Below are 5,537 nucleotides of genomic sequence, written 5' to 3'. Positions count from 1 at the left end.
AGCAATTACCGCAAGTTTTTCTTGATCTTTATCTACTAAAACCAGATTGTAACTATGACTAGCAAAAACATAAGCTAATTGGTAGCCAATTCCATGTGCTGATCCTGTAATCAGCGCAGTTTTTTGTCGATATTTATGATGGTTTTCCATTTAATACAATGGTTAATTTAGATTTAATAAAGCAAAAATGTTCTTAGATGAACAGTATTGAAAATGACCTTTATCCCATTGCAATTAACAATATTACTCTCAAATAAAAAAATCTGTATTTCTGGATTCACTCTTTTTTCCTAACTTTGATAGCTACCGAAATTTTAGTTTCTATAAATGTGGTAGTGTCTATTGTCGCTCCTTCAACCCTTAAACAAGTATTTTCAGAAGTGCGGAATTCTTCTGATAACGTCAGGTTAGTCATACCCCTTTTGTAATATCTACCTTTTGATAGATGTTATTTAATTATTAGTAATAGAAATTTAAATTAGGTAATCGTTAATACCACATGAAGCATGAAATAAATTATTTAAAAAAACGCCAACTTGGCTACTGTGATAAAAAGACCCCTGCTAGAGTATTTAAGTAGTTGACCTGTGGGCTTTTAGGTTCTTAGTTTGAGATGCTGACAAAGCCAGCTTGTGATCAGTCTAAAGATTGCCTACTCCAACTGATCACAAGATTGCTATTGTTCTCAATCGTTCCTAAAACTCTTTATACCTCAGAAGTTTTACTTCTGGGGTTTTTGTTTTTATAGGAACACTTGGTAAGCGAAAAACTCAGTGGCTAATTTTCAACCCAAACATACTAATTATAAACTAGAATTTAAACCCACACGGAAAGTAAAACCAGGGCTATAAATCCGATTAACTCGTTCATATTGTTCACCCAGAATATTTTCTAGGTAAAAAGTTAGTCCCAAATTTTTACTGACAGGAATCCGGCCACTAAAATCTAAATTAAAGAAAGACGGTGCAAAATCTGTACTTCTTTCTCCCGGTAGATTTCTACTAAAAATAGAACGACGAGAACCACTATTATAAGTAGCATATAAATTGCCTTGCCACCCATTGTTTTGATAACCAATTCCAGTTTGCAGCAAAGAGTAGGGAATTAACCCTAACTGTAATCCTTTTTCAGTGCCAGTTTTGATTTGAGCATCTGTATAAGTGTAGTTGAGAAAAGTTGACCACTCACGGGCAATTTTTAATTGCAATGCAGCTTCTAAACCATTAGTATCAACTAAACCAATATTTTGCCATTTACCATTAATTACGCCCAAACGATTATCTAAACTATTCCCAAAATAAGTAAATTTTCCTAACAATTTTTCCGACAATCTCATATCTATTCCCGCAGTCCAAGTAGAACCAATTTCTGGTTTTAAATCTGGGTTAGGATTCCAATTATGAACCGTATCAAAAACATATAATTGATCCAACCCAGGATTGCGTTGCGCCCCTGCCCAACTTCCACGCAATGCAATAGCTGGATTAACAGCATAACTTAAACCAAAACTAGGATGAAAATAATTCCCAAATTGGCTATCAAAGTTTTGTCTTACTCCTAAATCAGTTTGGAAAGTATCGCTAATTTTCCAAGTATTCACAGCAAATAAAGCCGTATTTAAAACACTTCTATCTTCTTTTTCGTTTTTAGAAATTAGGGCAGGATTTGTACTAATAACATCACCAATTAAATCAGTATTTTTTAAATCCAACCCCCATCGTAATTGATTATTTGGAGTAATTTTCCATTCATGATCTATCCGAGTTTTGAATTGTTGAGTATCTAAAATTCCGGTTCTGTAAAATGTTGCCCCAGTTGGTCCATAAGTGCTAAAATAGTCTCGGTTATAACCCAATGTAGTTGTTAAATTAGAATTTTCTTCCTTACCAAGTCGAGTTTTCCAAGATAAGCCAAGATTTAAACCATCATGATCTAATCGGTCTTTTTGTAAAGGGAAACCGAAATAAATTAACCCCCGACGACTACTGAGTGTAGTTACATCTAAATTCAAAGAGTTTTTAGGATCTAAATCTATTCCGACACTACCAAAATAAGTGCTTGTAGCTGTATCAGCATTAAATAAATATCCCTGGGTATCACGATTTGCTGCACCAACAGGAACAAGATAACGGTTATCTATAAAAAATCTTTCAAAGCTAAAGTTGTATTTAACTTTATTCGTTGAACCCCCATAAGTTACCTGTTGATTATTTAAATTTAATGAGCCAAATTCTGCACTACCAGTTAATTTAGGTTTACCATAACCTTCTTTAGTAATGATATTGACAACTCCGCCAAAGGCTGAAGAACCATATAAGGAAGCAGCGGTACCGCTATATAATTCAACTCTTTCAATAGCCTCTACAGGAATACTATTTAAATCTGTTCCACCATGATATGTATTGATATTACTATTAATTGGTCTGCCATTAATCAGAAATACAGACTGATTAATTGAAGCTCCTCGATAGTATGTACCTGTGTGAATATCTGCACCATGTCCAACATCATTGATAGCAAAACCGGGCATTTTTTTTAAAACATCAGCAACGCTAGTTGCACCCTGTTTTTGAAGTTCTGCTTTTTCAATTACATAAGTAGGAGTAGATTCGGGAAGAATATCTTTTTCGCCAATGGTTTCTATAGATATATCCGGATCATTTGTAGGATTTAAATCTGGTTCTGGTGTAGGTTCTTGTTTAACTTCATTTACTGCTGGTTGTTGAGTTAATAATTCAGCATTTGTGGTGGGTAATTCGATTTCATTTAAACTAGGAATATCTGAATTTACTGCATTTTCATTATTTTGATTATCAGCAGCCACGACAGGAACAACTACCAGTAAACTTAGTAAAGAAACTGGCAGAAAAAAACAACTCTTATTCATATTTCTGAACTCACACCCGGTAACAACAATTACTGATTATGATTTTCTCGTATTAATAGCAACAATGTCAAAAGACAAGCTGTCATATTTGTTTGCAGACAAAAAACAAAGCATGAAGCTGATTATTTTCTGCCTCATGCTTTATTTATTTAAACTCCCCAGGCCGGATTCGAACCAGCGACCAATCGATTAACAGTCGATCGCTCTACCACTGAGCTACTGAGGAACGCTCTTAACTTTAGCTATAATAAACCGAAATCCAAATTAATGCAAGTGGTTTTGGCAAAATTTTTTAAATTTTTTTTGGTTGCTGCTGAAACCTCTCACTTTTAAGACCCCAAACCCTTTCCAGCAGCGACATTCAGAGATTTATCAATTATAAAATCTATAATCCCATGCGTAATTCCGTTAGTCTTTGTCTGGCTTTAGCATCAATTCCATTCATCAGAAATCTACTTTTAGGTTGTTTCTGTGACTGATACCTATGGCGCATCCGACAAACAGTAGTTTCCACTTCACCGCATAGCTGATGCGCTGACAACCATTCCGCACCATACCCTTGAACTGTTAACTGCTGCGCCCGATCTGATGTAGCGACAATCATGCGAGAAAGTAAAGATTGGGCTATTTGGTGACGGAGAGACGCACAGGTTTTTTCGATATATGTGTCTGCGGTCTGGCCAAAATCCGTATAATGTACTGTTAAAAAATCTGTAATAGTTTCTCTGTTGCTAGGAGTGTTTTGATATTGAGCATCAAACACCACCTGAGTGTCATAACCTTGGAAAGCACTATAATTAGTCATTGCTTCCACCAACTCACCCCGTGCAGCCTCAAGTCCGGCATAATCACGGGTTTTTATCAAGCAAGGCCAAGCGCCTATAATATTGTAACCGTCTACTAAGAGAACGGCCGGGACTATGGAACGAGACATGGTTTTTAATCACAATTATCTAGAGTTAACAAAAATCATTCATAAGACTTATATTAAATGAAGCATTGCTTGTAACCCCATGTTACAAAAAATAAAAAATGCTTCTTTCAATCAAAAATAGACCCTAAGATAGAAGCCATAATTCCGGAAATACCCCTAAAAATCAGGCTTCCTGAAGTTGTTTTCTCTAAAAAAATATTTTTTCCCAATCTGCAAAATTTTATATTTCGCTATAGTAAAAAACCAGATACCTATACAGCATCCTGTATTCTGGCATCTGGTCAAAAATTTCTCAAAATTAGGGCTTTTACTTCTTCTTCTTTTTTCTTCTTCCTTCTTTCTTCTTCTTTTTTCTTTCTTCTTCTTTCTTCTTCTTTTTTCTGACTCCTGACTCCTGACTCCTGACTCCTGACTCCTGACTCCTGACTCCTGACTCCTGACTCCTGACTCCTGACTCCTGACTCGGTGACTCCTACTAAACCTAATGGTGTACTTGAATTAATCGCTGTTTGAGCCGTTCTGCCGCACCGGAATCAACTAAACCACCTTTTTCCAATAAAAAAGCACCATCACAGTAATTTAACTCTTCTAACCGATGAGTTACCCACAAAGCCGTAATCCCGCGACTTTTAACTAAATTACGCACACTAGCTACTAAATCGAGTTGACTATCTGGATCTAGTAAAGCAGTGGGTTCATCTAATAATAAAACATCACAGTGACGAGCGATCGCTCCAGCAATAGCCACCCGTTGTTTTTGTCCCCCAGAAAGGGCGTAAATAGGTCGTCGCTGTAGAGACAATAAATTTACTGCCCCTAAAGCTTCCTCAACCCTAGCCTTCACCATAGCAGGTTGTAACTTTTCCGCCACCAAGCCAAAAGCCACATCTGCACCAACCGTTGGCATGACCAATTGATGATCAGGATTTTGGAACACAAAACCAACAGGAGGTGAAACCATAACTTCCCCAGATTGAGGAGCTAGTAAACCCGCTATTAATCTCAGAAGCGTAGATTTACCACTGCCATTGGTCCCCAAAAGCATCCAAAACTCACCTTTAGGTACTTGAAGAGAGCAAGATTTGATCACTTGCTCCCCATTAGGCCAAAAGAAGTTTAAATTATTAACTTCAATGCCCACTGCTGTCATGTTTACACCTTGGGTTACTCAGCACTAAAAGCAGCAAAGCCAGGCGCTCTACCACTGCTAGTAGCTGCACTATCTTTTTGGATAATCTGGACTCCCGAAATTTCACTAGCACGAACAGCAATTTTTTTCTCTGTTTTGCCTTCGCACTTGAGTTCCACAAGATCAGGATTACCAGAGCGCATGGCTGCCAAAATTAGCTGATAAACAGCTTCGGCATCTTCAGTAGACTTGCGTTGTACTGATATAGGGAAAGCAGTATTTCTGATGCTTAAGTCAATGGTAAACATTTAGAATTAATGAATTTTCACTTTAAAACCCATTCTAGCGTCATTAGTCAGTTGTCAGTTGCTAAGAAATTTTTCCCTACTTTCCTACCTTCCAATTCTCAAATAAAATTTTTTTTCTCGTCCACTGGCAAAATTAGAGATTTTCACCTATTATGATAGAAAGCGTAAAAAATTGTAAACTAGATTGACAATCTGGTTAATTTTGTGTAGGCGGCTCATATTCGCCATCTATAAACGCATAAAATCCGTAATTATAAAACATTTTGGAGATTTGCTCTC

At 36.7% G+C, this 5,537-nt stretch carries 6 protein-coding genes and 1 tRNA gene; all 7 read right to left on the bottom strand.

What is annotated here, in order from left to right; all coding sequences use genetic code 11:
- On the bottom strand, nucleotides 1-150 hold a 150-nt coding region (locus FJR08_RS22275; RefSeq protein ID WP_168634616.1), incomplete at its 3' end, for an SDR family NAD(P)-dependent oxidoreductase.
- Between the two features lie 127 nt (nucleotides 151-277).
- Nucleotides 278-415, bottom strand: coding sequence for a hypothetical protein (locus tag FJR08_RS22270; protein WP_168634615.1), 138 nt, complete (start codon nucleotides 413-415; stop codon nucleotides 278-280).
- Nucleotides 416-802: 387 nt separating this feature from the next.
- Nucleotides 803-2,887: a TonB-dependent siderophore receptor gene (locus FJR08_RS22265; RefSeq protein WP_148766181.1), complete on the bottom strand. Its 2,085-nt coding sequence runs from the start codon at nucleotides 2,885-2,887 to the stop codon at nucleotides 803-805.
- Between the two features lie 154 nt (nucleotides 2,888-3,041).
- Nucleotides 3,042-3,113, bottom strand: a tRNA-Asn gene (locus FJR08_RS22260).
- A gap of 159 nt (nucleotides 3,114-3,272) precedes the next feature.
- Nucleotides 3,273-3,821 carry an NYN domain-containing protein gene (locus FJR08_RS22255; protein WP_015081086.1) on the bottom strand — a complete coding sequence of 183 codons (549 nt, stop codon included), beginning with the start codon at nucleotides 3,819-3,821 and terminating at the stop codon, nucleotides 3,273-3,275.
- A gap of 481 nt (nucleotides 3,822-4,302) precedes the next feature.
- Nucleotides 4,303-4,971: an ABC transporter ATP-binding protein gene (locus FJR08_RS22250; RefSeq protein WP_148766179.1), complete on the bottom strand. Its 669-nt coding sequence runs from the start codon at nucleotides 4,969-4,971 to the stop codon at nucleotides 4,303-4,305.
- 14 nt (nucleotides 4,972-4,985) lie between these two features.
- Nucleotides 4,986-5,258: a hypothetical protein gene (locus tag FJR08_RS22245; protein ID WP_015081084.1), complete on the bottom strand. Its 273-nt coding sequence runs from the start codon at nucleotides 5,256-5,258 to the stop codon at nucleotides 4,986-4,988.
- Nucleotides 5,259-5,537 lie beyond the last annotated feature (279 nt).

Source organism: Dolichospermum sp. UHCC 0260 (genome assembly GCF_009711985.1).
GTDB classification, from domain to species: domain Bacteria; phylum Cyanobacteriota; class Cyanobacteriia; order Cyanobacteriales; family Nostocaceae; genus Dolichospermum; species Dolichospermum lemmermannii.
This window is presented reverse-complemented; position numbering and strand designations above follow the sequence as displayed.

Bases quoted from the DNA above. Each gene is read 5' to 3' on its own strand.
- FJR08_RS22250 (WP_148766179.1), bottom strand. From the start codon at position 4,971: ATGACAGCAGTGGGCATTGAAGTTAATAATTTAAACTTCTTTTGGCCT.
- FJR08_RS22245 (WP_015081084.1), bottom strand. From the start codon at position 5,258: ATGTTTACCATTGACTTAAGCATCAGAAATACTGCTTTCCCTATATCA.
- FJR08_RS22255 (WP_015081086.1), bottom strand. From the start codon at position 3,821: ATGTCTCGTTCCATAGTCCCGGCCGTTCTCTTAGTAGACGGTTACAAT.
- FJR08_RS22265 (WP_148766181.1), bottom strand. From the start codon at position 2,887: ATGAATAAGAGTTGTTTTTTTCTGCCAGTTTCTTTACTAAGTTTACTG.
- FJR08_RS22270 (WP_168634615.1), bottom strand. From the start codon at position 415: ATGACTAACCTGACGTTATCAGAAGAATTCCGCACTTCTGAAAATACT.